A 23490-nucleotide genomic window follows, 5' to 3' on the forward strand; every position below is an offset into this window, starting at 1 on the left:
AAAACAGGTTGAGGATTTTATCTATAATTCATGAGCGCCACGATTGCCGATACAATCTACGAAAATCTCAGGCAGCAGATCATCACCGGTGATCTGAATGCCGGTGAGAAGCTGCGCCAGGATCACATCGCCAAAGCCTTTGAGACCAGCCATGTCCCCGTGCGCGAGGCTCTGCTACGGCTCGAGGGGCATGGCCTTGCCAAAAGCGAACCGCGGCGCGGTATGCGGGTCGCTTTTCTCGACCCGGCCGAGGTGCGCGAAGTGGTCGAAATGCGCGTGGTGCTTGAGCCTTTGGCCCTGCAGCACTCCGTGCAGAACATGACACCCGGTGATGTCAAGCGCATGGATGAGGCGCGGATGGCCTGTGACGAGGCGCAGACCATGCCGGACTGGGAAACGCGCAACCGGGTCTTTCACCGGGCGCTCCTGACGCCCTGCGGAATGCCGCGCCTGCTGCACACGATTGATGACCTTCATATCGCCAGCGCGCGTCATCTGTTTGCCCATTGGAGACCCAAGTGGAAACAGCGCGTCGACAAGGATCATCTGGCGATTGTTCAGGCGCTGAAGCACAAGGATCTTGCCACGGCAACGACCATCCTGATCCGGCATATCCGCCGCGCCAGCTGAGGCACGGACGATTCCGCCGCAAAAGAGCCCCTGTTCGTCGCATTGCGCCGTGGGCGTGGCTTTCGTATAGGCCACACCGACACGAACAGATTCTGTAGGGAGACGCCCAATGTCCAATGCGCAACTCGAAGCCGCCATCGAATCCGCCTGGGAAGCGCGCGATACGATCACGCCCGCAACCACTGGCGAACAGCGCGACGCCATCGAAGACACGCTGAACGCGCTGGACAGCGGCGCATTGCGCGTTGCCGAAAAGCTGGACAGCGGTGACTGGCATGTAAATCAGTGGGCCAAGAAAGCAGTTCTACTGGGCTTCCGTATAAAGGACATGGAAATTCAGACCGGCGGCCCTCAGGCCGGTGGTTGGTGGGACAAGGTGGACAGCAAGTTCGCGGGTTGGAGTGAAGACAACTGGAAGGCCGCCGGTTTCCGTGCCGTGCCCAACTGCGTTGTCCGTAAGTCGGCCTATATCGCGCCGGGCGCTGTTCTGATGCCGTCCTTCGTGAACCTCGGCGCCTATGTCGACGAAGGCACCATGGTGGATACATGGGCGACCGTTGGGTCCTGCGCGCAGATCGGCAAGAACGTGCACCTCTCGGGCGGCGTTGGTATTGGCGGCGTGCTGGAGCCGATGCAGGCTGGCCCGACCATCATCGAGGACAATTGCTTTATCGGCGCGCGCTCTGAGGTTGTCGAAGGCTGCATCGTGCGCGAAGGCTCGGTTCTGGGCATGGGTGTGTTCATCGGCAAATCGACCAAGATCGTCGACCGTGAGACCGGCGAGGTCACCTATGGCGAGGTTCCGCCCTATTCCGTGGTCGTTGCAGGCTCGATGCCATCGAAGAACAACATCAGCCTCTACTGCGCGGTGATCGTGAAGCGCGTGGATGAAAAGACCCGCTCGAAAACGGGGATCAATGAATTGCTGCGTGACTAAGCGCGATTCATCGAAACGATTGGCCGCAGCCCTGTGCTGCGGCCTTTTTTGTTAGGCTTTGACAGGATAGCGGTCCGGCTCTTCAAACACGTCGATCACGCGTGAGCCTGCCTTGATCTTACCGCCATGCTCGACCCCGTCCGGGATGGAGTAGCTGTCGCCAGGGCGGTAGATTCGGGTCTCAGCCCCTATCGTCAGCTCTACTTCGCCTTCGATGACAGTGCCCCATTGGGCCTTGTGGGCGTGCATCGGCAATTCAAAATCCTTTAGGAAAGTGAAAAACGCGACTAGCCCGGCATCTGAGCGGATCACGGCTGTTTGCACGACGTCCTCGGGGAAGGGAACGTCCAGGCTGGGAAAGTCGGCAATGAAATCTGGAAAGGTCATCAAACATCCCTATTGGCTTGTGAAAATACCACTATGCAGAGTTGTCCGCCCCATGCAAATGCTTGACCGTGCAAGGGTGCAGGACTATGGCCCCCTGCATGGAAAAACAAAAGAAACCCTCTCGTCAGCAAGTCTACACCCTGCTCGTTCAGATCGGCCGCAAGGAGGGAGATGGCCTGCCAGACGGCGCGACCGGAGCGGCCCTGATGTGCTTTGCCAGTGGCGTGGATGAGGCCGAGGCCGTGCGTGAGACGGTTGCGATCCTGAAACAGGCCGACACGGCCCCTCTGGACGTGACCGGCTATGGCACATTGGCCGAGCGCGAGGCGCAGGGGCATGACATCGACCCTGATGAACGCGCCCTGATGCAGCGGGCACTGGACGAGAACGCCGTCATTGTCGCGCAGATGACACCGTTTTTTGACGAAGGCGCAAAAGGCTGACGACTGGCCTTCTTGCATTGACGATCCGCTCGGCGCATATCCAGAGGGCTTTACTGGATTGAGGTTCTTCATGCGTCGCTGGATTTTCATCGCTGTTTCGGTCGCCATGGCATCGGTCGCCCATGCCGAGACGCGCGTCCCTCAATCCCAAGCCGAAATCTCGCTTGGTTTTGCCCCCGTAGTGAAAGAGGCCGCGCCTGCGGTTGTAAACATCTATGCCAAAATCGTGCGGCAGGGGCGCTCGCGACCGTTATTCTCGGACCCGTTCTTTCAGGATTTCTTTGGCCGCGGATTTGGAGAGCCACAGCAGCGGGTCCAGAACTCGCTCGGGTCGGGCGTGATCCTGTCCGAGGATGGCTATGTGGTGTCGAATTACCACGTGGTCGGCTCGGCCACTGAAATTCGCGTAGTCACAACCGACCGGCGCGAATTCACCGCCGAGGTGGTTTTGGGCCACGAAGAAAGCGATATCGCGATCCTGCGGCTGGAAGAAGCGCAGGACTTGCCCTTCCTGACCCTGCGCGATTCGGATCATGTTGAGGTGGGCGAGTTGGCCTTGGCGATCGGTAACCCGTTCGGGATCGGGCAGACGGTGTCTTCAGGCATTATCTCGGGATTGGCGCGCACAGGCACGGCGACCGGCAATGCGCGCGGCTATTTTCTTCAGACCGATGCGGCGATCAATCCGGGCAACTCGGGCGGGGCTTTGATTGACGTAAATGGTGACCTAATCGGGATCAACACCTCGATCCTGACGCGGTCGGGCGGTTCAAACGGGATCGGTTTCGCCATCCCGGCCAATCTGGTGGCCGAGTTCCTGCGGCAGGCGCAAGCTGGCAATGACACGTTTGTCAGCCCCTGGGCGGGCATGAGCGGCCAGCACATGAGCGCCGACATTGCCGAGTCTCTGGGTTTGGTCATCCCTATGGGCGTTGTGATCTCGGATTTGCACGACCTCAGCCCTCTGGGCGAGGCCGGGTTGCGGGTTGGCGATGTGGTTACCCATGTGGACGGGGATGAGGTGAACTCTCCGGCCGAGATGAAATTCCGCATGTCCGTGGCGGGGGTCGGCGGCACATCCGTTCTGACCCGCTTGCGCGGTGAGGAAAGCGACGACATCGAAGTGGCGCTGATCCGCGCGCCGGATACGCCGGATGCCGAAAAGACGACCTTGGATGAAAGCACCGTACTGCCTGAACTGACCGTCTCGGGTGTCAACCCGGCTGTGATCATTGATCTGGGGCTTAAACTGTCCCAGTCAGGCGTCGTTGTTGTAGATCCTGGCCCATACGGCGCCCGCGCGGGTCTACGCGTCGGCGACGTTCTGGAGGCGATCAATGGCTCAGACATCGCGCGCCCGCAGGACGTGGTGCGCGCGCTGACCGATCCGGGGCGCAGGATCAACATGCTGATCCAACGTGGCGGCCGCACGCTGTCTCTGCGGTTCCGGCTGTAGCGCATGAGCGATCTGTTCGACACCGGGGCGGCCGAGCCTGCCGCGAGCCCGCACCGCCCTTTGGCGGATCGCCTGCGCCCGCAAACGCTGGCTGAGGTGATCGGGCAAGAGCAGGTTCTGGGCCCCGACGCGCCTTTGGGAGTCATGCTGGCTTCGGGCAGCCTGTCCAGCCTGATTTTCTGGGGGCCTCCGGGCGTTGGTAAAACGACCATCGCGCGGTTGCTGGCGCAGGAAACCGATCTGCACTTCGTTCAGATCAGCGCCATTTTTACGGGTGTGCCGGATCTGAAAAAGGTATTCGAAGCGGCAAAGATCCGGCGTCAAAACGGGCAGGGGACGTTGCTGTTCGTGGATGAGATCCACCGCTTCAACAGAGCCCAGCAGGACGGGTTTCTGCCCCATATGGAAGACGGGACCATCCTGCTGGTTGGGGCCACAACCGAAAACCCGTCGTTCGAGTTGAACGCCGCGCTTCTGAGCCGATCGCAAGTTCTGGTACTGGAGCGCCTGAGCCTTACTGATCTGGAACGTCTGACCCAGCGGGCCGAGAAAGAACTGGGCATAGCGCTCCCCCTGACACCTGCGGCACGCGATTCACTGCACGAGATGGCAGATGGCGACGGGCGGGCCTTGTTGAACCTGATCGAACAGGTCGCCGCATGGAAGGTTGACGCACCGCTGGACCCGGATGCGCTGTCGACGCGTCTGATGCGGCGCGCGGCGAAATACGACAAATCCGGCGATGAGCACTACAACCTGATCTCGGCCTTGCACAAATCGGTGCGCGGTTCAGACCCGGACGCAGCGCTCTACTGGTTTGCGCGGATGCTGACCGGGGGCGAGGACCCGCGCTATCTGGCCCGTCGGATCACGCGAATGGCGGTTGAGGATATCGGTCTGGCCGACCCGCAGGCGCAGGCGATTTGTTTGCAATCGTGGGAGACTTATGAACGGCTTGGCTCCCCCGAGGGAGAGCTGGCGCTGGCGCAGGCCTTAGTTTATCTGGCGCTGGCCCCAAAATCGAACGGGGCCTATGTGGGCTACAAGGCCGCGATGCGTCTGGCGAAGCAATCTGGCAGCGAGCCGCCGCCCAAGCATATCCTGAACGCGCCTACTTCATTAATGAAGGATCAGGGCTACGGCGACGGTTACGCCTATGACCACGATGCAGAAGATGGGTTCTCGGGTCAGAACTACTTCCCCGAGACGATGAAGCGACCTGTGCTGTATCAACCGGTCGAACGCGGATTTGAGCGTGAGTTGAAGAAGCGGCTGGACTATTTCGCCAAACTGCGCACGCAGCGCAACAGCGGGTAACGCGGGGTCAATTTCGCGCTGCCGTGGCGTCACAGGCGACATGTGGCACGCATCCGGCTTCCCTTGGGTCAATGACCATGAGGGAGGACATGTCATGCCCGTTTCCATAGACAAAACCGAAGACGTCTGGACCATCATCCATGACCGACCCGAGGCGCGGAACGCTGTTGACCCGGATCACGCGAAGGCTCTGGTGGATGCGTTTCTCGAGTTCGAACACGGCCCCGCAAAGGTTGCCGTTTTCTGGGGGAAGGGGGGCAATTTCTGTGCCGGGTGGGACCTGAAGCTGGCCGCCAGTCTGTCGGACCCTGAATTGGGTGAGGCCTATTACGAGAAACACAGCTTTCCGATTGGATCGGCCACCTCGACGCTCGGGCCAATGGGGCCATCTCGGTTGGAATTGTCAAAGCCAGTCATCGGAGCAATCGACGGTGCAGCCGTCGCCGGCGGGATGGAGTTGGCCTTGTGGTGCGACATACGGGTGATGGCTGAGACGGCTTACCTTGGGGTTTTTTGTCGCCGATGGGGGATTACTCTGATGGACGGCGGCACAGTTCGCTTGCCGCGCTTGGTTGGGCAGGGCAAAGCACTTGAGATCGCTCTGACCGGGCGCAAGGTCGAGGCTGAGGAGTGCTATCGGATCGGGTTGGCAGAGAAAGTCGTGCCGCATGGAGAAGCGCGGGCCGCCGCCGAGGCCATGGCCTGCGACGTCGCCCGTTTCCCGCAGGAGGCTGTGCGGGCCGACCGACGCTCGATCATCGAAACGCGTGGGATGTCGGTGCGCGATGGGCTTAAGGTTGAATGGGCCAACGGTCTAGAGGCGATCCGGCGCGAGGGGACCGCAGGCGCAGGGCGGTTCCGAGACGGGGCCGGGCGACATGGGGATTTCTTGAACATCTGAAACACCTACGATTGCTTGACTCTCGACCCGTTGCAGGCCACAGACGCGCATGTTTTCTAAGGCAGTGGCAACAGGATACTCCGAGCGGATCGGCCGCGCGGGACAAGGGGCGATGGCATGAGTGGCGTGCAAATGATTACGGTCGCAGAAGGTGACGGGGACCAGCGTGTGGATCGCTGGCTGCGCCGCCTGTTTCCGCATGTCAGCCAGGGGCGGATCGAAAAGATGTGCCGCAAGGGTGAGCTGCGCGTAGATGGCAGCCGCGCCAAGGCCTCGACCCGGCTGGAGGTAGGGCAGGTCGTCCGCGTTCCCCCGCTGCCGGACGCCGACCACAAACCGGCCGAGGTGAAGCGCAGCGTGTCCGAGGCGGATGCAAAAATGATCCAGTCCTGCGTGATCTATCGCGACGATCAAGTGCTCGCGCTCAACAAGCCGCACGGCCTGCCGGTGCAGGGCGGCAGCGGTCAGGCCCGCCACGTCGACAGCCTGTCTGAGGCTCTACGCTTTGGCTATGATGAGAACCCGCGGCTGGTCCATCGGCTGGATAAGGACACCTCGGGCGTTCTGTTGCTGGCCCGCACGCGAGAGGCTGCTAAGGGGCTGACTGCTGCCTTCCGCCACCGCGATACACGCAAGATCTATTGGGCGCTGGTCGCCGGTGTGCCGACGCCTTATCTGGGAGAGATCAAGACCGGTCTGGTCAAGGCCTCGGGCCATGGCAAACAGGGCGAGGGCGAAAAGATGATCCCCGTCCATCTGGGCGACATCGACAGCACGCCGGGGGCGAAGCGGGCGCATACCCATTACGCAACGCTCTACCGTGTTGCGGGCCGCGCCGCTTGGGTCGCGATGGAGCCGATTACGGGCCGCACCCATCAGCTGCGCGCGCACATGGCCGCGATTGGGCATCCGATCATTGGCGACGGCAAATACGGTGGCTCGGGTCAGGAAAACCTCGGCGATGGCTGGGGTGCGCAATTGGGCGGGATTATCAGCAAAAAGCTGCACCTGCACGCACGGCGCTTGTCTTTCCAGCACCCGATGACCCGGAAACCGATCACGGTCGAGGCCCCTCTGCCCGAGCACATGAAGCACAGCTGGGACACGTTTGGTTGGACCGAAAACCTTGCTGCCGACGACCCCTTCGAGGAGCTGCAATGAGCGCACCCCTGCGTTTGGTCCTGTTCGATGTGGATGGCACATTGGTCGACAGTCAGGGCAGCATCGTCCATTCGATGACGGCCAGTTTTCAGGCCGCTTCGGTCGAGGTGCCAAGCCGCGAGGCTATTCTGTCGATTGTCGGCCTGTCGTTGCCTTTGGCCGTTGCACAACTGGTGCCACAGCAGTCGACGACGGTTCAGGCGCAATTGGTTGAAGGGTACAAACGGGCCTATCACGCGCACCGGCTAGATCTCGGCGCCGCGAGTTCCCCCCTTTATCCCGGCGCGCGCGACGCGATCGAAGCCCTGCATGCAGTGCCCGAGATTCTGCTGGGCGTCGCCACGGGCAAATCGCAACGCGGTCTGGATGCGCTGATCGAAGCGCATGGGCTGGAGCGCTACTTCGTCACCCGGCAGGTGGCGGATCATCACCCCTCAAAACCTCATCCCTCGATGGTTCAGACTGCGCTGGCGGAAACCGGTGTTGAGGCTGCGCATGCGGTCATGATCGGGGACACCAGCTTTGACATGGACATGGCCGCCGCTGCAGGCGTCACCGGGATCGGGGTGTCGTGGGGGTACCATGACACTGCTGCGCTAAGTGCGGCCTCGTGTGTGATTGAAACATTCGACCAGCTGCCGGATGCGCTGGCCACTCTTTGGAAGTGAAGACATGAGCGACTGGAAACCGAAACGCTTTTGGACAAACAGCACTGCGGTCGAGGTCGAGGACGGCTACACGGTCGAACTGGATAGCCGCCGGGTCAAAACGCCAGCCAAGGCGGCATTGATTCTGCCGACCAAAGCGATGGCTGAAGCCGTTGCCGCTGAATGGGATGCGCAAGACAAAGAGGTGGACCCGACCACCATGCCCTTCACCCGATCGGCCAATGCGGCGATCGACAAGGTGCGCATTCAGCACGGTGAAGTAGCGGATATGCTGGCGGACTATGGTGACTCTGATCTGCTGTGCTATCGCGCAACCCATCCACAAGAGCTGCAAGAGCGTCAGGCCGCAGACTGGGATCCCGCGTTGGACTGGGCCGCCGAGACCCTGCAAGCCCGACTGATTCCCGTAGCGGGTGTCCTGCACCAGCCTCAATCGACTGAGGCATTGGCGCAGTTGCGTCAGCAGGTCCATGCGCTGGATGCGTTTCAGTTGGCGGCCTTCCACGATTTGGTCAGCTTGTCGGGGTCGTTGATTCTGGGATTTGCTGCGGCGCAGGATTGGCGCGAACCGGACGAGATATGGCGCATTTCGCGACTTGATGAGGCCTGGCAGATCGAACAATGGGGCCATGATGATGAGGCCCACGCCGTGGCGGAAACAAAGAAAGCTGCGTTTTTGCACGCTAAGACCTTCTTCGATCTCTCTGTTTGATCCTTCCAACGTTGGTTTTTTTACGCATCTGCCTAATACAGAGGCGGTGACCCATCGTTTTCCCTGATCCGACCCTTGACGTTTGTTTATGAATGCGACCAAACTCAAGCCCACTAAAGGGGAGACACCTTTGGGGTAACCTTTCCGGCATCCACTATGCCGGGCAGAGCCGCCCTTACCGGGGCGGAAAATCAGGAAGAGGTAAAAATGAAAAAATCCGTAATCTTGGGCGCGGCAACAGTGGCCGGTCTGGCCGCAGGTGCTGCCGCGGCGGGAACTGTAGACGACGTCAAGGCGCGCGGCACTCTGAACTGTGGTGTGACCACCGGTCTGGTTGGCTTCGCTGCACCTGACGCGAATGGCGAATGGAAAGGCTTCGACGTATCGCTGTGCCGTGCCGTTGCCGCCGCTGTTCTGGGTGACGCAAACGCAGTTGAATTCGTTCCGACCACCGGCAAGACGCGCTTCACCGCTCTGGCCTCGGGCGAGATCGACATGCTGGCCCGTAACACCACATGGACCTTCAGCCGCGACGTCGACCTGAAGTTCGAATTCACCGGTGTGAACTACTATGACGGTCAAGGCTTCATGGTTCCCAAGGCACTGGGCGTAAGCTCGGCCAAGGAACTGGACGGCGCGACTGTCTGCATCCAGACCGGCACCACCACCGAGCTGAACCTGGCCGATTTCTTCCGTGCCAACAACATCAGCTACGAGCCGGTTCCGATCGAAACCAACGCCGAAGCGCAGCAGCAGTACCTGGCTGGCGCATGTGACGTTTACACCACCGACGCTTCGGGCCTGGCTGCAACCCGCGCCACGTTCGAAAACCCTAGTGACCACGTCCTGCTGCCCGAAATCATCTCGAAAGAGCCGCTGGGCCCGCTGGTCCGTCACGGCGACCACGAGTGGGGCGATGTTGTCCGCTGGACCCTGAACGCGCTGGTTTCGGCTGAAGAGCTGGGCGTAACCTCGGCGAACATCGACGAGCTGGCAGCTGGCACCGACAACCCGGAAGTCAACCGTCTGCTGGGCACCGAAGGTACCCTGGGCGAGATGCTGGGTCTGGACGCACAGTGGGCCATGCGCGCCATCAAGGCGGACGGCAACTATGGTGAAGTGTTTGCCAAGAACATCGGTGAAGAAACTCCGATCGGTCTGGCACGCGGCCTGAACGCTCAGTGGACCGAAGGCGGCCTGCTGTACTCGCCGCCTTTCCGCTAAGACATCCACGGAAAAGGGCGCAGGACATCCTGCGCCCTTTTTCACTAAAGCTTACGCGAACGGACGCCGAGCGGGGACAACCTCGCCATAAAAACAAAGTCCGCTAGCTACGGGGATTCCAAAATATGTCGACTATGACTGACCCGCCGAAAGCTGATTTTCGGCTGTCGATGCTCATAAACGATACCCGCTACAGATCGCTGACCTTTCAGGTGATCGCGGCTATCGCTATTGCGCTATCCATTTGGTATCTGGGCAACAACCTGATCCAGAACCTTCGGGCTGCCGGCCTGAACATATCCTACACATTCCTCGGCGATTCCGCCGGGTACGACATCAACCAGCGTCTGATCGAATATGACAGCCAGTCCTCGCATGGGCGGGCTGCGGTTGTGGGGCTTTTGAACACGCTTCTCGTGGCGTTTCTGGCCTGTATCACCGCAACGATATTCGGAGTGATCGCCGGGGTTCTGCGGCTCTCAAACAACTGGCTCGTCTCAAAGCTGATGGCGGTCTATGTCGAGATCTTCCGCAACATTCCGGTTCTGATCTGGATCATCATCATCTTCACGATCATGACGGCCGTTCTGCCGGGGCCGCGGGCGTTCCGCGGTGACAACCCGACGTCGAGCATGCTGTTTGATGCCTTCGCCTTCACCAACCGTGGGGTCTATATCCCCCGTCCGGAATTCGCGCATGGCCTGTTCAGTGCAACCATTCTGAACTGGCTGCTGGTGATTGCCGGTCTGGTCGGATCATGGTTCGCCTCGCGCGAGATCGAAAAGCGGGCGACCAAGAAGCAGGAAGAGACCGGTGAACGCCCCAGAACGCTGCTGGTGAAACTGGGCGTCTGGCTGGTGCCGTTTGCGTTGCTGATGGTTCTGATGGGCCTGACCTGGGACATTCCCGCGCTGAAGGGCTTTAACTTCAGTGGAGGTATCAAGGTCGGTGGTCCTCTGATCGCTTTGTGGTTTGCTTTGTCGATCTACACCGGGGCCTTCATCGCGGAAAACGTGCGTGCCGGTATTCAGGCGATCTCAAAAGGTCAGACCGAAGCTGCGGCCGCTCTGGGTCTGCGTCAGGGTCGGATCATGAATCTGGTCATCCTGCCGCAAGCGCTGCGGGTGATCATTCCGCCGCTGATTTCGCAGTATCTCAACATCACCAAAAACTCGTCTCTGGCGATTGCCGTGGGCTACGCGGATATTACCGCGACGTTGGGCGGTATCACCCTGAACCAGACCGGTCGTGCGATCGAATGTGTTCTGCTGCTGATGCTGTTCTACCTCACCGCCTCGCTGGTGATCTCGATGGTGATGAACGTCTACAACGCATCCGTCAAGTTGAAGGAGCGCTGAGCCATGGCCGATCAAACAACCAATCCGATCGCTTTCGTGGCCGAAGGTACCATCCCTCCCTCTCCGCCCCCGGCGAATGAGACGGGCGTGGTCAAATGGCTGCGTGAGAACCTGTTCTCTGGCGTTGCCAACACCATCCTGACGGTTCTGTCGCTGATCCTGATCTACATCCTTCTGAAGAACACGTTGCCGTGGATTCTGAACGGGGTGTGGAATGCGAACTCGCTGGCAGAGTGTCGTGAGATTCTGGGTGGCAAGACAGGCGCGTGTTTTGCGGTTCTGACCGAACGCTGGCCTCAGCTGATCTACGGCTTCAAATACCCGGTTGACGCGTACTGGCGCCCTAACCTGGCCTTTGTGCTGATGCTGGTGGCCTTTGCGCCGGTGCTGTTCTTCGACCTGCCGCGCAAGATGCTGATCTTCACGGCGCTCTACCCGTTCATTGCGTTCTGGCTGATCTGGGGTGGCACCATTCTGGTCCCGCTTGTGGCTCTGCTGGGTTGCGTCGCGGGCGCCGCGGTTTTCCAGAAATTCGGCAAGAACAGCTTTGCGGCCGGCTTCTTCGGGGCCATCGTTGTGGCGCTTGTCGTTTGGAATGTCGGCGGAGCGCTGATACCGGAAGGTGCTTCTGAAGACGCGATGCTTACAGCTGTTCCCAGCCGTGATCTTGGTGGCTTCATGCTGAATATGATGCTGGGTGTCACCTGTGTGTCACTGTCGGTTCCGCTGGGCATCGCCCTGGCACTGGGCCGCCAGTCCGACATGCCGCTGATCAAGTGGGTGAGCGTTATCTTCATCGAATTCATCCGTGGCGTGCCTCTGATCACGCTGCTGTTTGTGGCTTCGGTGATGCTGGCCTACTTCTTCCCGCCTGACAGCACGGTCGACCTGTTCCTGCGCGTTGTGATCATGATCACCATGTTCTCAGCCGCCTACATCGCCGAGGTGATCCGCGGCGGTCTGGCAGCGCTTCCCCGTGGACAGTATGAAGCAGCAGACAGCCTTGGTCTGGATTACCCTCAGGCGATGCGTCTGATCATCCTGCCGCAGGCTCTGAAGATTTCGATCCCTGGTATCGTGAACGTGGCCGTTGGCCTGTTCAAGGACACCACACTGGTTTCGGTCATTTCGATGTTCGATCTGGTGGGCATGATCCGGGGCCCCATCCTGGCGTCAACCGAATGGAACGGCGTCTATTGGGAACTTCTGGGCTTTGCCGCGCTTCTGTTCTTCGTCGTCTGCTACGGCATCTCTCAATATTCTCAGTGGCTCGAGCGTCGCCTTGCCACCGATCATCACTAAGGAGTTCAACACATGTCTGAACTTGCAATTGACCGCGAAATCGACCGCTCGAAGATGCAGGTGAGCGACGAGGTCGCCATCGACATTAGCGGAATGAACAAGTGGTACGGCTCGTTTCACGTGCTGCGCGACATCAATCTAACCGTCAACCAAGGCGAGCGGATTGTTATCGCGGGCCCGTCCGGCTCGGGCAAATCCACCCTGATCCGCTGCCTGAACGCGCTGGAAGAACACCAGCAGGGCAAGATCGTGGTGGACGGGATCGAACTGTCGAATGACCTGAAAAACATCGACAAGATCCGGTCCGAGGTTGGTATGGTGTTTCAGCACTTCAACCTGTTCCCGCATTTGACCATTCTGGAGAACTGCACGCTGGCCCCGATTTGGGTGCGCAAGACGCCCAAGAAAGAGGCTGAAGAGCGCGCGATGCATTTCCTTGAAAAGGTGAAGATCCCCGATCAGGCGCTGAAGTATCCCGGGCAGCTGTCCGGTGGTCAGCAACAGCGTGTGGCGATTGCCCGCTCGCTCTGCATGATGCCGCGGATCATGCTGTTCGATGAACCGACATCGGCGCTTGACCCGGAGATGATCAAAGAGGTGCTCGACACCATGATTGAGCTGGCCGAAGAAGGCATGACCATGCTCTGTGTGACCCACGAGATGGGCTTTGCGCGTCAGGTTGCCAACCGCGTTATCTTCATGGATGCCGGCCAGATCGTGGAACAGAACGAACCGGAAGAGTTCTTCAACAACCCGAAGAGCGAACGCACCAAGCTGTTCCTCAGCCAGATCCTCGGACACTGATCGAGGTTAAACCAAAGGAAAGGCGGGGTTTTGCCCCGCCTTTTTTATTTCAGAAGCTCGCGCGGGATAGCGAAGCCCAAGACCTTGCCTCTGTGCTTCTGGATGTCGGACCACTTGTCGATCTCAAACTGGATCACCGTTGTGGCGCAGGTCGGGTAGTCGTGGAACCGTGCGTGCTCAGGCGCGGTTTCGACAAGCTGAGCCGCGAATTGGGCAATCCCGGGGTTGTGACCCAGCATCATCACGGTTCGGCCTGTTGCCGTCTTTAACTCAGCCAGCATCGCATCCGGCCCCGCCAGATAGAGGTCATAGGCGTAGTAGGCGTTTTCAGCATTCAGACCCATGTGGTCCCAGGTCTCACGCGTTCGGACCGAGTTCGAGCTCAGAAGCTCATCCGGGACCCAGCCGTTTTTCTTGAGCCAAGACCCGATCGCAGGGGCCGAGGCGCGCCCACGTTTGTTCAGTGGTCGCTCATGATCACTGAGGTTGGGATCATCCCAGCTAGACTTGGCGTGGCGGGTCAGGATCAGGGTGTGTGTCATGACGGATGAAAAGCCCTCATATGATGTGCGGATTGGTCCGGGTCGCGCCCCGCGCGGGCGCTGACCGGGCAGGAGAGGCGCGCGAGGCACCCTCCGGTCATGCAGATCTGCCCCTCGGGCGTTGCGAGGTGGTTGTGGCAGGCCTCGACATTGTAGAAGCTCTGATCATTCAGCGCCCCCACAGGGCAGGTCTGCGTGCAAGGCGCTGCGCATGAGGTGCAGGGCGAAGGGGCGGTTGCCTGGGGAATCGCAAACTCATCGGCGAAATGAAGCGCGCCGCGCAGTGAGATCATCATGCCCATCTGGTCATGTACCAGCGCACCCACCGGGCTGCTGAAGGTCCGCCCTGACTTCAACGCCCAGTCAATGAACGGCGCGTAGGGAGGGCCGCCAAAGGGAAAATGTGCCTCGGCACCCAAGTCCTGTGCCAATTGCCCAACCACACGGAGTGACCAGCGATCCACCGGATCCTTGCCCTGCCATTCCGGCGCTGATTTCAATTGGGGCCAGAACTCGGGCCCTGCGCCCAGAAGGATCAGCGTACCGCCATCCAATTGTTTCGCTTGCACCTGACGCGGGTGCAGCGCGCCCATGACAATCAGCCCAAACCGCCGCGCTGCGTGTTCGACACGGTCATAATTGTGGTGAGAGGAGGCGGGCTGTTGGGTCATATCTCCTCCGGTTTGGTATTAGTCGGGGCGTATCAACGACCCGGCGCCGTGTTCGGTGAACAGCTCCAGCAGGACCGCGTTGGGCGCGCGTCCGTCCAGAATAACCACCGCACGCACTCCACTATGCAGCGCATCCAGCGCGGTTTCGGTCTTGGGGATCATACCACCGGCAATGGTCCCTTCCAGAGTCATTTCGCGGATCTGACCGGCCTTCAGCTCAGTCACCACGTCGCCAGCGGCGTTCTTGACGCCCGAGACGTCTGTCAGCAGCAGCAGGCGATCCGCTTTCAGCGCCGAGGCGATAGCCCCCGCAGCGGTGTCGCCGTTGACGTTAAAGGTCTCCCCCTCCGTGCCCGCACCAAGCGGTGCGATGACCGGGATCACGTCATGCGAGAACAGGTCGTGCAGAACCTTGGGGTCCATCTTCGCTGGAGACCCCACAAAGCCCAGCGAAGGATCGGTCTGTTCGCAAGTCATCAGGTTGGCGTCCTTGCCCGACAGTCCCACAGCGGTGCCGCCCTGACGGTTGATCGCCTGTACGATCCGCTTGTTCACAAGGCCCGACAGGACCATCTCGACCACTTCGACCGTCGCTTTGTCGGTGACGCGCTTGCCGCCCACAAACTCGGACTGGATGTCCAGCTGTTTGAGCATCGCGTTGATCATCGGTCCACCGCCATGCACGATCACCGGGTTCACCCCGACCTGCCGCATTAGCACGACGTCGCGGGCAAAGCTATCCATCGCCTCGTCGCTGCCCATGGCGTGGCCGCCCAGCTTGATGACAACAATCGCGCCATCATAGCGCTGCAAATAGGGCAACGCGCTGTTCAGGGTTGCGGCGGTGGCGATCCAGTCCCGGTTCATGTCTCGTGTCTTCATGGCTGTCAGTCCTCTGATCCACCCTGTTAGGGCGTTTGGACCGGGCTGCCAAGACCATACCGCTGCAAATGCAGGCTATGGGGCCGCGCCGGGTTGGCGCGACCCCTGTTCAGATCAGCTCATCGCGCGTTTCATCGCGGGAATATTGCTGAGGATCAGCAGGTCGAAGGCCAGTACACCCAACAGGGTCAGCCCGACCAGCGGGAAAGCCATAGCTGTGAACAGCCCGATCAGGACCGCGCCCTTCCACAACGGCAATTCCGCAGGCATCGGTGGAGCCGCCAGACGACGCGCCTTTTGCGGGCGGCGTTTGACCCACATCACCACGCCCGAGACGCAGACGAAGATCACCGATAGGCAGAACACCACGTTGAGAATGAAGTTCCACGTACCCATCAGCCCCATATGGAACGGGATGCCCACGGCCATGGATTTGCCCATCAGCGAATAGTCCGTATACCGTACATCGGCCAGGATTTTGCCGGTGTACTGGTCGACATGGACAGTTCGGTCGTTCACCGGATCGGTCGAGTCGCTACTCATGCTGTCGCGATTGAGCGTCCAGACGCCATCTTCTCCACCCGGATAGGCCACTCGGAATCGTCCGCTCATCTCCAATGCCGCCCCCAAAGCCACCAGCGCGTCGATATCGATTGCAGTCCCCTCAAGCACGCCCTCAATTCCGGCGTCAGAGCCGGAGGCAGGCATGGGTGTTTGCTCTAGCGCCCACGGCACGTCGTTCTGATGACCGTGATTCATGCTGGCATGGGTTTCATCCGACAAGGGTACGTTGTCCCATTTCTCGGCTGGAAAGCTGCTCCAGGGTTGAACGATCATACCGCCCCAGACCCCGGCCCAGGACAGGCCCGAGACAAGGAAGACGATCAGCAAAAGCGACATCCAGAAGCCGACCACCGCGTGCAGGGACTTCCACAACGCGCGCCCTCGCGCCTTGAGATCGGGCACAAAACCCGCCATCGCATTGCCGCGCGGACACCATAGATAGAGACCGGTGAACACCAGAACGAGGCTCAGGCCTGCCGCGATTTCAAGGATGCGGTCGCCAGTGGTACCGATCAGAAGGGTCGAGTGGATATTATCCGCCAGATCATACCATCCGGCACGGCGATCCCAGATTTCCAGAACTTGACCGGCGTAAGGGTCGACCGCGACCAAACGTTGGCCTGCATCGGTTTTGATGCGGAAGACGGTGGCCAGATCCTCGGCCTTGGGGCCGATCCATTCGACGACCTGCCCGGGAACCTCGGCCAAGGCGACCTCGGCCTGTTGCGAGACGGGCAGGGCTTTGCCTTCAACCGTGACGGCGATTTTCTCGCCATCGCGCCCGTCAAACTGGGTTATGAACATCATCATCAAACCGGTGACGGCGAGGATGATTAGAAACGGGATCACGAAAATCCCGGCGTAGAAATGCCACCGCCACGCGGCGAAGTAGAATTTTTGCGCAGTTGTATTCTGCATCGGGGCCGCGCCCGAAGTTTGGCTGTCCATTGCCATTGTTAATCTCCATATACAGACATCCCTCGCGCGCAGGTACGCGCAGGGTAAAAACAAGGTTTCGCTGTTTCAGGAGAAGCGGGGTGGTCCCCGCGCATCGTAGCGGGCGTAGAACCCCGCACTGCGATGGGTGAAATCGGAATGAGCCCAGCGCGGCTGCAGTTGGAAATCCGCCGGAATGATCAACTCAAACCCGGGCAAATTGGCATCCGCAGTGAGCCCCGCAAAAGGGCACATGGAGCGCGTGTCATGCTCATCATGGATTGGATCGTCCGGGTTCAGATCGACCCATTGCTCGACCGTTCCCTCACCGGTGCAAAGCACCAGTAGGATCTTGCCGTCTTTGCCTTGCGCTGGCATCCATCCCTGCGGAATTGCACTGGTCGCGAGCAGTGCAAGCAGGGTCAGAACACCAAAGACGCGCAGGATCAGGGTCATTCCAGATGGGCGATGATCGAGCGGAGTGTTGGCACCCCATCCCCTTTTTCCGAGGATGTCAGAACGATCTCGGGGTAGGCGGCAGGGTGTTTGGACAGGGCTGTACGAATTTGGTTCAGAACTTTCTCGCGGTCGTTGGCCTTCACCTTGTCGGCTTTGGTCATGACGCATTGAAAGGTCACGGCGCTGGTGTCCAGCAGCTTCATGATCTCGTCATCCACAGGCTTCACACCATGGCGTGAGTCGATCAGAACGAAGGCCCGACGCAGGGTTTGCCTCCCGCTGAGATACTGCTTCAACAGCCGCTGCCATTTCTCAACTACCTTGACCGGAGCATTGGCGTAACCATAGCCGGGCAGGTCCACCAGATACAGCTCAGGGCCTTGGGTGAAAAAGTTGATTTCTTGAGTGCGGCCCGGTGTGTTTGAGGCACGTGCCAGACCTTTGGTGCCGGTCAGCGCGTTGATCAGGCTGGATTTCCCCACGTTCGAGCGTCCAGCAAAACAGACCTCAAGCCGGTCAGGGGCGGGAAGGCCGTTCATCGCGACGACGCCTTTGACGAACTCGGATTCACCTGCAAACAGCTTGCGCCCACGCTCCAGCGCGAACTCGTCAGGATCTTCGGCAAGAGGGAAGGGCAGGGTGTTCATAGCAGTTGAACCTTGTCGTCAATGCGGATTTCACCGCCTCGGATCACCTCGGCGTAGACGCCGAAATCCTGATGGTCCCAACTGTTCAGGGCACCAAGCGTGTCTGCATCCCGCTCGCCCGTATCGGGGTTGGCAGTGGTTGCCAGACAGCGCGTGATCCGTTCGCGCACGTGGAACACGGCCTGTCCAATCTGAACTTGGCGACCGAGCCAATCAAACTCCTCCCACAAGGGCAGGCCATTGAACCAGATATTGCCGCGCCAGCGGATAGGCGACAGGTCACGACCCAGCTTCTGTTCGACCGCGCGGTGGCTGGCCATGTTGCACAGGCTGATTGAGGGGAAATCACTGTCGGTCATGCCCCGACCGGGCACACGCACGATCCGTGCGGAGGCGGCGCGATCCGCAGGCATCAGGGGTTTGACCCACTCCAAAAACACGTCCTGTTGGGTATCGGGTGCAAAGCTCAGGTCCGGACGATCAGGGTGGCGCAGGGTCACGTGGTCGCCCTGCGTCTCAGCCGAGATCGCCATCAGCTTGGGTGCCTTCGCACCGCGGCTGAAATTTACGCAGGGTGCCCATTCCGAGCCGTCGGTCCTGGCAGCCTCATGCGCGACGGCCCAAACACGATCCCCGGGCATGGTCTGCCCGGGGAGTACAGTGATCTCGGTCAGGGCTTCACGCCCATGGCTCTTGATCGGGTGCCGCCAGATGGCTGAGACCTGCCCGCTCATTTGCCGTCCGTTTTCGGCGTGCGCTTGAAGCCGGATTTGATGTTGCCGAACACGTCCGGCTTATACCCTTGGCTGCGCATGATCAGATACTGCTGGGTGAAGGTGATGGTGTTGTTGGCAATCCAGTAAACCACCAGACCGCTGGCAAACCCGCCCAGCATGAACATGAAGACCCACGGCATCCAGGCAAAGATCATCGCCTGTGTCGGATCGGTTGGTGCCGGGTTCAGCTTTTGCTGCAGCCACATCGAGATACCCAACAGCAGGGGCAGGATCCCGATAAAGATCAGCGCAAGGAAGCTTTCAGGCGCGGGTGCGGCCCAAGGCAACAAGCCAAACAAGTTGTAGATCGAGGTCGGGTCCGGCGCGCTGAGGTCCTGGAAAGGACCAAACCACGGGGCCTGACGCAGTTCGATAGTAACGAAAATCACCTTATACAGCGAGAAGAAGATCGGGATCTGCATCAGGATCGGCAAACAGCCCGCAGCGGGGTTTACCTTTTCCTTCTTGTACAGCTCCATCATGCCCTGCTGCATCTTTTGACGGTCGTCGCCAGCCGCCTCTTTCAGGGCCTCCATCTGCGGCTGAAGCTCCTTCATCTTCGCCATCGAGACGTAGGATTTGAACGCCAGCGGGAACAGGATCGCCTTGATGATCAGCGTCAGGCCGATGATGGACCAACCCATGTTACCGATCAGAAGGTTGATGTTATGCAGCAGCCAGAAGATCGGTTTCGTCAGGAAGAAGAACCAACCCCAGTCGATGCTGTCGATGAACTTCTGAACGCCTTCGGATTGGTATTCCCGAATGGCTTCCCATTCCTTCGCGCCCGCGAACAGGCGGGTGCTGACCTCTTCCGTTGCACCCGGAGCCACTGTCAGGGTCGGAAGTACGGTTTCGGTCTGATAGATTTTGCGGCGCGAGTCGTATTTTGCGGCTGCTTTGAAGGCCGATCCGGGCTCGGGGATCAGTGTTGTCATCCAGTAGTGATCGGTGAAGCCGATCCAGCCGTCCTCTTTGACCTGATAGACCTCGGCCTGAGCGCGTTCGTTCGGGTCGATGTCGAAGTCGCGGACATCGCCATAGTCGACCTCGGTCAAAGTCCCGTCGGCCATGCCGATCACCCCTTCATGCAGGATGAAGAAGTTCTTGAGGCCCGGCAGATCGCCGTCTTCGCCAATGCCATGGCGGGCCAGAATGCCGTAGGGGGCCATACTGACCTCAGCGCCGGTGGCGTTTTCGACCGACTGGGTCACCGAGAACATGTAGTTTTCGTCCACCGAGACTGTGCGGCGGAAGGTCAGGCCATTGCCGTTGTCCCACGCCAGTGTGATGGGGGTGTCCACGCCCAATGTCTCGCCCTGCTCAAGGGTCCAAAGGGTGTTGGGGCCGGGAACGTCCGTGCCGCTAACACCGGATCCGGGGGCCCAGCCATAGAGGGCGTAGTAGGCCGAATCCGACCCGACCGGGGCCAGAAGTTCGACGATCGGTGCGTCTTCCTCAAGCGAGACTTTGTAATCCTTCAGGAACAGCTCATCAATGCGGCCGCCCGACAGCGACAGGCTGCCTTTCAGACGGGGCGTATCAATCGCAACGCGCGGGGCCTGCTCTTCGGGCTGAGCCTCTTCCGCGGTCGCGGTTGACTCGCCAACCGTTCCGGTGCCGCTTGCGCTGGGCGTTTGAATCTCTGACCCTTCGGTTGCTGCGATCTCGGTCTGTTCCGTTCCGGGCGTGGGTTCCGGCGGAGGGAACAACACGAACCAGACCAGGATCACGAGAAAGCTGAGCGCGGTTGCAAGGATGAGATTCTTGTTCTGATCGTCCATCTGGGACAGCCACCTTGAGCAGTGAAAGACACCCGCAGGGTTCAACAGAGTGCAGGCCCAAAGGTCAAGCGGAATCGGCTGCAAATTCGTCGCGCCGTGGCATTCCGGGGCACTCTTTCACTGAATTCAGCCGGTTTGGCGTCCGATTTTCGGAACCCCGTTCATCTTGCCGTTATGCGCGGCCATCCAGTCCAGCGTCTTTTCGAACGGCATTGGCTTGCCGATACCAAAGCCCTGCACGTGATCACATCCAAGCTGGGCCATCAGGGCATGCTCCCCCGGTGTCTCGACCCCTTCCGCCAGCGTCTCCAGATTCAAGCGTTCGGCCATGGTCAGGACGGCGCTGGCCATCTGTTGCTGACTGGGGTCCTGATCGGATTTGGCAACGAATGAGCGGTCGATTTTGATCCGCGTGACATTGAACCGCTTGATCGACGCGATCGAGGCATGGCCGGTGCCGAAATCATCCAGATCAATACAGCACCCCAAAGCTGCAAGGCCGGTAACATTGCGGGTGATCACGTCGTCGGGGCGGCGGGAAAAGACGGTCTCTAACACTTCGACGGTCAGTCTGTCGGGGGTCAGATCGAATTGATCCAGCTCCCATTTGAGGCGGTCGATCAAACCCGGTGCGCGCAGCTCATCCGAAGAGAAGTTGACGCCTATACGCGGCACAATAACGCCCGCCCTGTCCCAGGCCCGCATGGCGGTGAAGGCGTGGTGCCGGATGGCCTGACCCAAACGCTCCATCAAGTCGGCTTGTTCGGCGAAGGGCAGGAAGACTTGTGGGCTTAGCACGCCTTTCTGCGGATGTTCCCATCGAGCCAGCGCCTCAAAACCCGTAACGCGGCCGGTATCCGTGGATACCTGTGGTTGGAACCATGGGCGGATATCGCCATGATCCAGCGCCGCCTCGAACTCTTTACGCAGATTGCTGCGGATCAGTGACCTGCGCCGGGTCTCGGAGGAATAGGCCCGAATCGTCGAGGGCCCGCTGCGTTGTGCCTCGGTCAGCGCCTCGGTGCTGGCGGCTTTCCAGTCCGAGACCGTATCGCCGGCAATTGTTTTGCTCATGCTGAACCCAATCGAACAGGTCAGGTAGAGGCCGATTCCATTGAGCATGATCGGCTCTTCTACCGCAGACTGGATGCGCCCTGACATCTGAATACAAGCCTCGAGATCCAACTGTTGCGACGGATGCAGCCCGATCATCAAACCATCGTCCCCGACCAACATCGCAATGTCATCGTCGCGGATCATCGAAAGAACCCGGCTAGAGAACTGCTGGTGGATGTGATCGGCGGCGGCCTGGCCGTGAATATCCACAACCTCGGGAAAGCCGTCGATTGCAATGGCGATGCAGGCTGTACCAGCCTCTTGCTGGTGCGCGATTTCAAGCTTTTCTGACAGGGCCAGATTGAACTGATCACTTAGCAGCACACCCCCGATTGCCTGCGCTGCATGCGTTTTCGCCTGACTGTCCACACTCCCTGCCACCGCGAACATCAACGGCACCCCAAGCGTCACACTGACAAGCGCGCGTTCGCCGCCCAGCCAAAACGCGCCAAGGCTGAGCGCTGGCAGAAAGGCCAGCGCAGATGGCCCGCTGAGGGCAGAGGTCACAGGACGCAGAAAACGGTCAAAATCAGGAAGGTTCCGCATAACTATTCCAGGCGTTGGGCATCGAAGGCTCAAGGTGAACGGTAGGAAACCAGTCTGAGTCAGACGTTAACGCAACTGCGGAATTTCGGCAGAATTTTCGTCTTTTTTGCTGAAATCCAAGGAAAGCCCTGAAAAGTCGAACAATTTTGGGTCCAGCAAATGGGAGGGGCGGGCGTTGGTCAGGGCGCGGAACATGACCTGACGGCGGCCGGGGCTGTTCTTTTCCCATTGATCGAGAATCTGTTTGACCTGCTGGCGCTGCAACCCATCCTGACTGCCACACAGATCGCAGGGAATGATCGGGTAGTTCATTGCCTTGGCGAATTTCTCGCAATCGGCCTCGGCCACATGGGCCAGCGGGCGGAAGACGAACAGGTCGCCTTCCTCATTAACCAGTTTGGGGGGCATGGTTGCCAGACGCCCGCCGTGGAACAGGTTCATGAAGAAGGTTTCCAGAATGTCATCGCGGTGATGACCCAGCACCACGGCCGAGCATCCCTCTTCCCGCGCGATGCGATACAGGTTGCCCCGACGCAGGCGCGAACACAGGGCGCAATAGGTCCGGCCTTGAGGGACCTTGTCCATCACAACGGAATAGGTGTCCTGATATTCGATCCGGTGGGGAACGCCCATCCGATCCAGAAACTCGGGCAGGACGGTGGCGGGAAAGCCCGGCTGTCCCTGATCCAGATTGCAGGCCAGCAAATCGACTGGCAGCAACCCGCGCCATTTCAGCTCATAGAGAACAGCAAGCAGGGTATAGCTGTCTTTGCCGCCCGACAGGCAGACCAGCCAGCGTGGCGGCTTGCCGTCCTTATCATGGGCGGACGGGTCGATCATCCCGTACTGCTCGATCGCCTCACGGGTCTGGCGCACGATGCGTTTGCGCAGCTTCTTGAACTCGGTCGTCGAGGGCGCGCCAGCAAACAGCGGATGGATATCGTCGGCTTCATCAAACATGGGCCGTGATTACAGCGCAGGATGCGCGCGGGCAAGGTGTCGTGAACCCGGGCCAGTTTTTGGGGAAAACGCCGCCTGTGCTATGCTCTGCGGATTTACTAACGGAGTTTAAAATGGACTATTTCTTTACCGTCCGCGGACGCAGCGGCAATACCTATTCAAACAAACTGGGCAAGGCGCGCTATCTGGCAATACCGTCCAACGTAAAGACACCAGCACGTAAACACGAAATCCGAATCTCGGACTGGCTGGACAAGGTGTAGCCGGGCCGCCGGGGCGACGGATCATGAACAGGGCCACATCGTCT

General features: G+C 59.8%; 25 protein-coding genes. 14 read left to right on the forward strand and 11 right to left on the reverse strand.

Annotated elements, in window-relative coordinates; translation table 11 throughout:
• Positions 1-30 precede the first annotated feature (30 nt).
• Positions 31-630 (forward strand): GntR family transcriptional regulator, encoded by a 600-nt coding sequence (locus ACR0J4_RS21775; protein WP_170644195.1) that lies wholly within the window; start codon positions 31-33, stop codon positions 628-630.
• Positions 631-739: 109 nt separating this feature from the next.
• Positions 740-1567 (forward strand): 2,3,4,5-tetrahydropyridine-2,6-dicarboxylate N-succinyltransferase, encoded by an 828-nt coding sequence (gene dapD / locus ACR0J4_RS21780; protein ID WP_170644193.1) that lies wholly within the window; start codon positions 740-742, stop codon positions 1565-1567.
• Between the two features lie 51 nt (positions 1568-1618).
• Here the strand turns inward: dapD and ACR0J4_RS21785 are convergent, their stop codons facing one another.
• The gene (locus ACR0J4_RS21785) at positions 1619-1954 is read right to left on the reverse strand and encodes a cupin domain-containing protein (RefSeq protein WP_170375979.1); all 336 of its coding nucleotides are present in this window, start codon (positions 1952-1954) and stop codon (positions 1619-1621) included.
• Between the two features lie 98 nt (positions 1955-2052).
• Here ACR0J4_RS21785 and ACR0J4_RS21790 point away from each other — a divergent pair, with 98 nt between their 5' ends.
• From ACR0J4_RS21790 to ACR0J4_RS21840, 11 genes are all read left to right on the forward strand, one after another.
• On the forward strand, positions 2053-2397 hold the full coding sequence (locus ACR0J4_RS21790; RefSeq protein ID WP_170375977.1) for a hypothetical protein: 345 nt from the start codon (positions 2053-2055) through the stop codon (positions 2395-2397).
• 70 nt (positions 2398-2467) lie between these two features.
• Positions 2468-3853 carry a trypsin-like peptidase domain-containing protein gene (locus ACR0J4_RS21795; protein WP_170644191.1) on the forward strand — a complete coding sequence of 462 codons (1386 nt, stop codon included), beginning with the start codon at positions 2468-2470 and terminating at the stop codon, positions 3851-3853.
• Positions 3854-3856: 3 nt separating this feature from the next.
• On the forward strand, positions 3857-5170 hold the full coding sequence (locus ACR0J4_RS21800) for a replication-associated recombination protein A (RefSeq protein ID WP_170644189.1): 1314 nt from the start codon (positions 3857-3859) through the stop codon (positions 5168-5170).
• A gap of 94 nt (positions 5171-5264) precedes the next feature.
• Positions 5265-6071 carry a crotonase/enoyl-CoA hydratase family protein gene (locus tag ACR0J4_RS21805; RefSeq protein ID WP_170644187.1) on the forward strand — a complete coding sequence of 269 codons (807 nt, stop codon included), beginning with the start codon at positions 5265-5267 and terminating at the stop codon, positions 6069-6071.
• A gap of 117 nt (positions 6072-6188) precedes the next feature.
• Complete coding sequence (locus ACR0J4_RS21810) at positions 6189-7232, forward strand: RluA family pseudouridine synthase (protein ID WP_170644184.1); 1044 nt, start codon at positions 6189-6191, stop codon at positions 7230-7232.
• Positions 7229-7900, forward strand: a complete 672-nt coding sequence (locus tag ACR0J4_RS21815; protein WP_170644182.1) for an HAD-IA family hydrolase — start codon at positions 7229-7231, stop codon at positions 7898-7900. The genes ACR0J4_RS21810 and ACR0J4_RS21815 overlap by 4 nt, the downstream gene beginning before the upstream one ends.
• Positions 7901-7904: 4 nt before the next feature.
• Positions 7905-8612, forward strand: coding sequence for an ATP12 family protein (locus tag ACR0J4_RS21820; RefSeq protein ID WP_170644180.1), 708 nt, complete (start codon positions 7905-7907; stop codon positions 8610-8612).
• A 207-nt stretch (positions 8613-8819) separates the two neighbouring features.
• Positions 8820-9836, forward strand: a complete 1017-nt coding sequence (locus tag ACR0J4_RS21825) for an amino acid ABC transporter substrate-binding protein (protein ID WP_170644178.1) — start codon at positions 8820-8822, stop codon at positions 9834-9836.
• A 125-nt stretch (positions 9837-9961) separates the two neighbouring features.
• Positions 9962-11194, forward strand: a complete 1233-nt coding sequence (locus ACR0J4_RS21830; RefSeq protein ID WP_170375961.1) for an amino acid ABC transporter permease — start codon at positions 9962-9964, stop codon at positions 11192-11194.
• A 3-nt stretch (positions 11195-11197) separates the two neighbouring features.
• The gene (locus ACR0J4_RS21835) at positions 11198-12496 is read left to right on the forward strand and encodes an amino acid ABC transporter permease (protein WP_170644175.1); all 1299 of its coding nucleotides are present in this window, start codon (positions 11198-11200) and stop codon (positions 12494-12496) included.
• A 12-nt stretch (positions 12497-12508) separates the two neighbouring features.
• Positions 12509-13300, forward strand: coding sequence for an amino acid ABC transporter ATP-binding protein (locus ACR0J4_RS21840; protein ID WP_170528808.1), 792 nt, complete (start codon positions 12509-12511; stop codon positions 13298-13300).
• 44 nt (positions 13301-13344) lie between these two features.
• On the opposite strand, the gene ACR0J4_RS21845 is transcribed toward ACR0J4_RS21840, so the two are convergent.
• The 10 genes from ACR0J4_RS21845 to ttcA form a co-directional block, all read right to left on the reverse strand.
• Positions 13345-13842 carry a histidine phosphatase family protein gene (locus tag ACR0J4_RS21845; RefSeq protein WP_170644173.1) on the reverse strand — a complete coding sequence of 166 codons (498 nt, stop codon included), beginning with the start codon at positions 13840-13842 and terminating at the stop codon, positions 13345-13347.
• A complete protein-coding gene (locus ACR0J4_RS21850) occupies positions 13839-14513 on the reverse strand; it encodes a ferredoxin (RefSeq protein WP_170644170.1) in 675 nt (224 codons plus the stop codon). The genes ACR0J4_RS21845 and ACR0J4_RS21850 overlap by 4 nt, the downstream gene beginning before the upstream one ends.
• Positions 14514-14531: 18 nt before the next feature.
• Entirely contained in the window at positions 14532-15395 is an 864-nt protein-coding gene (argB, locus tag ACR0J4_RS21855; protein ID WP_170556255.1) for an acetylglutamate kinase, read from the reverse strand.
• A 114-nt stretch (positions 15396-15509) separates the two neighbouring features.
• Positions 15510-16913 carry a PepSY-associated TM helix domain-containing protein gene (locus ACR0J4_RS21860; RefSeq protein ID WP_170644168.1) on the reverse strand — a complete coding sequence of 468 codons (1404 nt, stop codon included), beginning with the start codon at positions 16911-16913 and terminating at the stop codon, positions 15510-15512.
• Between the two features lie 69 nt (positions 16914-16982).
• Complete coding sequence (locus ACR0J4_RS21865) at positions 16983-17351, reverse strand: DUF2946 domain-containing protein (RefSeq protein WP_480668817.1); 369 nt, start codon at positions 17349-17351, stop codon at positions 16983-16985.
• Positions 17348-18001, reverse strand: a complete 654-nt coding sequence (gene yihA / locus ACR0J4_RS21870) for a ribosome biogenesis GTP-binding protein YihA/YsxC (protein ID WP_170644166.1) — start codon at positions 17999-18001, stop codon at positions 17348-17350. Before yihA ends, ACR0J4_RS21865 begins: the two co-directional genes overlap by 4 nt.
• A complete protein-coding gene (locus ACR0J4_RS21875) occupies positions 17998-18735 on the reverse strand; it encodes an MOSC domain-containing protein (protein ID WP_170644164.1) in 738 nt (245 codons plus the stop codon). Before ACR0J4_RS21875 ends, yihA begins: the two co-directional genes overlap by 4 nt.
• On the reverse strand, positions 18732-20561 hold the full coding sequence (yidC, locus tag ACR0J4_RS21880; protein WP_170644162.1) for a membrane protein insertase YidC: 1830 nt from the start codon (positions 20559-20561) through the stop codon (positions 18732-18734). Before yidC ends, ACR0J4_RS21875 begins: the two co-directional genes overlap by 4 nt.
• A 126-nt stretch (positions 20562-20687) precedes the next feature.
• Positions 20688-22223: a GGDEF domain-containing phosphodiesterase gene (locus ACR0J4_RS21885; RefSeq protein WP_170644160.1), complete on the reverse strand. Its 1536-nt coding sequence runs from the start codon at positions 22221-22223 to the stop codon at positions 20688-20690.
• Between the two features lie 66 nt (positions 22224-22289).
• Entirely contained in the window at positions 22290-23183 is an 894-nt protein-coding gene (gene ttcA, locus ACR0J4_RS21890; protein ID WP_170556249.1) for a tRNA 2-thiocytidine(32) synthetase TtcA, read from the reverse strand.
• A gap of 113 nt (positions 23184-23296) precedes the next feature.
• Between ttcA and ACR0J4_RS21895 the strand changes: the two genes are divergently transcribed.
• Positions 23297-23446: a hypothetical protein gene (locus ACR0J4_RS21895; protein WP_170556248.1), complete on the forward strand. Its 150-nt coding sequence runs from the start codon at positions 23297-23299 to the stop codon at positions 23444-23446.
• The last annotated feature ends 44 nt before the right edge of the window (positions 23447-23490 follow it).

The sequence above is a fragment of the Ruegeria sp. B10 genome, assembly GCF_056539825.1.